A 2871-nucleotide genomic window follows, 5' to 3' on the forward strand; every position below is an offset into this window, starting at 1 on the left:
TTCACCGGCCTGACGCTGCTGGACACCATCCAGGGCACGGTCGGGGCGGTCAGCCTGATCCCCGACGCGCTGACCCCGCACGAGGAGGCGGTGCTGACGAACATCGCGTTCATGGAGTCGGTGCACGCCAAGAGCTACAGCTCGATCTTCTCCACGCTGTGCTCGACCGCCGAGATCGACGACGCGTTCCGCTGGTCGGAGGAGAACCCCAACCTGCAGCGCAAGGCCGACATCGTCATGCAGTACTACCGCGGTGACGAGCCGCTGAAGCGCAAGGTGGCCTCCACGCTGCTGGAGAGCTTCCTGTTCTACTCCGGGTTCTACCTGCCGATGTACTGGTCGAGCCGGGCCAAGCTGACCAACACCGCGGACATGATCCGGCTGATCATCCGCGACGAGGCCGTCCACGGCTACTACATCGGCTACAAGTTCCAGCGCGGCCTGGCGCTGGTCGACGACGCCAAGCGCGCCGAACTCAAGGACTACACCTACGAGTTGCTCTTCGAGCTCTACGACAACGAGGTCGAATACACCCAGGACCTCTACGACCAGGTCGGGCTGACCGAGGACGTCAAGAAGTTCCTGCGCTACAACGCGAACAAGGCGCTGATGAACCTCGGCTACGAGGCGTTGTTCCCGCGCGACGAGACCGACGTGAACCCGGCCATCCTGTCGGCGCTGTCGCCCAACGCCGACGAGAACCACGACTTCTTCTCCGGGTCGGGATCGAGCTACGTGATCGGCAAGGCCGTCAACACCGAAGACGAGGACTGGGACTTCTGAGGACTGGGACTTCTGACGCCGTAGGCCCGTGCCTACGGGGCCGTCAGGCGCAGGCCGGTGACGATCTCCGGCTCGATGGCCACGACGGTGTCGGCGTGGTTCACCCACGGGTGCAGCAGCTGCTCGTAGCGCGCGACCAGACCGGGATCGGTCAGCGTTCGCGCACGGCCCGTGGCAACCACGCTCCAGCCGGTCCGGGTAGCGCTGTCCAGGGCGTCGGCCTCGTAGGCCACGACGACGTGATCGGAACTGCGCACCGCCGCCGACAATGCGGAGCTCAGCCGGCAGCGGATGATGATGACGCCGTCGTCCACCACGTGGTTGACCGGGCGGATCGCCGGCAGCGCCTGCATGTCGAACACCACCCGCCCGAGGTCAACGCTGGCCAGCAGCCGCATCGCCTCGACCCGCTGCAGCGGCTCGGCGCCGGGGGGAAGCTGCGCCAGGCCGAAGCCGCCGTCATACCCGTATTGACTCACATGCTCGATCCTCAAGCCTCGACAACTGGCCGGGTAGGGCCATAGGACCCGTGTCCGGCGCGATGGCGATCCGCAGGCTGACCGTCAGGCACTGCGTCGCGCAGGCGCCGGGACCCAGGCGCGCAACGTTCTGCGGCCGATCAGCTGACAGCCGTGCGTGTGTGCCAATTGCTGTGCGGCGGAGGTGAACTCCTGGTTACTCACCACGATGCTGCGCGTGCATCCGTGGTGGCGTGCGCCGGAGACCACCTGTTGGACGGCCGCGACCCCGACCGGCTTGCCGTAGCGTTTGCACTGGACCGCCACGCGCCGGCCGTCCTTCTCGGCGATCAGGTCGACGCCGTAGTCCCCGGCCGCCGGGGTGGTCCCGACCCGCCAGCCCGCCCGGTCCAGGCGCGCGGCGACGTAATTCTCGAACTCGACTCCCGCCATGGCGTCGATCGCGCGCATGGTGGCGTCGCCCCGCCTCCCGCGCGGCCACGTTCGATTGGTCGTCCACGCCAGGAGCACCTCGAGCAGCAGTGTCACGTAGAACCCCACCACGCCCGCCTCGGGGCTGCGCTGCATGACGCCGACGAACAGGCCGCAGGCCAGCGGAATGACGACGAGGGCCGTGCTCATCTGCGGGGCGGGTCCTCGTGCACGCCTCGATGGTAAGGGCCCGCTGCGACAAGTCCGCGGCCATCAGAAATCGGGCACGACCCGCCGCCCTGCGCATGGTGTGCGTCATCACTGTGATGCTCCCTCACGGTGCCGGGTCCCGCGCAGCCATCCAACACCGGTCACTTCACAACCCGGACATGGAAGAGCCGTGAACGGCATATGAATTGTGCGGATGGCGAGACGCCGCGGTGGCGCCGGCGACGCCCCGGCCGCGACACTGTGGGGGTGACGCAAACCCCCTCCTCGCACACCGACCACCACCATTTCTGCCGTTCAGTGATCCGCTGGCTGCAGGTCGGCTACCCGGACGGCGTGCCCGGCCCGGACCGCGTGCCGCTGATGGCCCTGCTGCGCAGCACACCGTTGACCGACGACCAGATCCGGGACGTGGTTCGCAAGATCACCGCGCAGGAAGGATCCCCGGACACGGTCGACCACCCGATCGATCGCGACGAGATCGCCGAATTCATCTCGGACATGACCCATTACGACGCCGGGAAGGAGAACGTCATCCGGGTGGCCGCGACGCTGGCCGCGGTCGGGTGGCCGCTGGCCGGCATCGACGTCAGCGAGGTCATTCCCGGCGACGAAGACGGCGAGGCGGCCGAACGGATCGCGGCACGGCCCTCACGCCTCAGAGGCGTTCCCTCAGAGGCGTGAGGTGTCGATGACGAAGCGGTAGCGCACGTCGCTGGCCAGCACGCGCTCGTAGGCTTCGTTGACGTAATCCGGTTCGATGACCTCGATCTCGGGCGTCACGTGGTGCTCGGCGCAGAAGTCGAGCATGTCCTGGGTTTCGGCGATCCCGCCGATGTTCGATCCCGACAGGCTGCGTCGCATCAGTGCCAGCGAGAACGCCGGCACCTCCATCGGGTGCTCGGGAATGCCCAGTTCGACGAGTGTCCCGTCGACGTCCAGCAGGTTGAGGTAGTCGCCGAGCCTCAGG

The 2871-nt window shown here is 67.4% G+C and carries 4 protein-coding genes and 1 pseudogene; 2 read left to right on the plus strand and 3 right to left on the minus strand.

What is annotated here, in order from left to right:
* The coding region (gene nrdF / locus AC2VOK_RS15380; RefSeq protein ID WP_428901259.1) for a class 1b ribonucleoside-diphosphate reductase subunit beta at window positions 1-783 on the plus strand (783 nt) is incomplete at its 5' end.
* Window positions 784-815: 32 nt separating this feature from the next.
* Here the strand turns inward: nrdF and AC2VOK_RS15385 are convergent.
* The gene (locus AC2VOK_RS15385) at window positions 816-1229 is read right to left on the minus strand and encodes a pyridoxamine 5'-phosphate oxidase family protein (protein ID WP_486944291.1); all 414 of its coding nucleotides are present in this window, start codon (window positions 1227-1229) and stop codon (window positions 816-818) included.
* Between the two features lie 117 nt (window positions 1230-1346).
* Window positions 1347-1883: a restriction endonuclease gene (locus tag AC2VOK_RS15390; RefSeq protein WP_428901260.1), complete on the minus strand. Its 537-nt coding sequence runs from the start codon at window positions 1881-1883 to the stop codon at window positions 1347-1349.
* Window positions 1884-2150: 267 nt separating this feature from the next.
* Between AC2VOK_RS15390 and AC2VOK_RS15395 the strand changes: the two genes are divergently transcribed.
* Window positions 2151-2585, plus strand: a complete 435-nt coding sequence (locus AC2VOK_RS15395; protein ID WP_428901261.1) for a DUF3349 domain-containing protein — start codon at window positions 2151-2153, stop codon at window positions 2583-2585.
* Here the strand turns inward: AC2VOK_RS15395 and AC2VOK_RS15400 are convergent.
* Window positions 2574-2871 (minus strand): annotated as a pseudogene (locus tag AC2VOK_RS15400) (alcohol dehydrogenase); the annotation flags it as partial. The gene AC2VOK_RS15395 and the pseudogene AC2VOK_RS15400 sit on opposite strands and share 12 nt — an antisense overlap.

This window comes from Mycobacterium sp. TH-M116, from assembly GCF_057473685.1.